1 protein-coding gene is annotated in these 737 nt (G+C 48.3%); it reads right to left on the bottom strand.

The window, feature by feature from the left end; genetic code table 11:
• Positions 1-711 (bottom strand): UvrD-helicase domain-containing protein (locus A3729_RS23665; protein ID WP_255376409.1); only part of this gene is annotated, 711 nt, incomplete at its 3' end.
• Positions 712-737 lie beyond the last annotated feature (26 nt).

The following is a 737-nucleotide window of genomic DNA, read 5'->3' as shown; positions in this document are numbered from 1 at the left end:
GGGTAAACCCACATGTGGAAAATGAAACAGAAGGTCCAGTTTCAAAGCCCGTTGCTCAGTAGACATGGTTTTAAAGTGTCCACATGCCAACTCCAACAGTGCGCAAATACTTTGCGCTTCATTGGAGTGGAATACACCGGGGTAGCCATCCATATGGTAATTGATGCCGGCTTCTAACAACGCGAGCTCAATGCCCACCGTCTGACTCCAAACTCGCGTGAGAATTGCATACTGAGACAAATCCTGAGAAGGGGTGCCTGAGAGGATATCAATCACTGTCTTGGGGTCATCTTTAGACTTGTGTACTTCTACCCGGGTAGAGGGGTTTGACTCATGTGATTTGCAAAGCAGTGCTTGTCGCCCTGAGTTGTGGGAAATCAGGTGGTTCGCTAATAAAGAAACGCAATGCCCATAGCGGAATGAGTAGCTCAAATTGAGCTTCTGCGTCCCTGGAAACTGTTGGGAAAAGCCGTTAATGATGTATTCGGGTTTTGCGCCGCGGAACTCGTATATCGTCTGATCAGGGTCGCCAACGACGGTCACTTTGGCGCGGTCCCCTGCGATATAGCTTAACAGTGCGTGCTGAAGGTCGTTGGTGTCCTGGTATTCATCGACCAGCACAATATCCATCTTGTTGCTAACAAGCTTTTCTAAAGAGGGATTTTGCTGAATAGCGATCACGGTATCGTAAAGCATATCCGTGTAGCTGATTCTGGCGTTGTGTTTTCGCCAGCTTT

The sequence above is a fragment of the Oleiphilus sp. HI0043 genome (assembly GCF_001634935.1).
The sequence above is the reverse complement of the archived record's forward strand: the minus strand, read 5'-3'. Positions and strand labels throughout refer to the sequence as shown.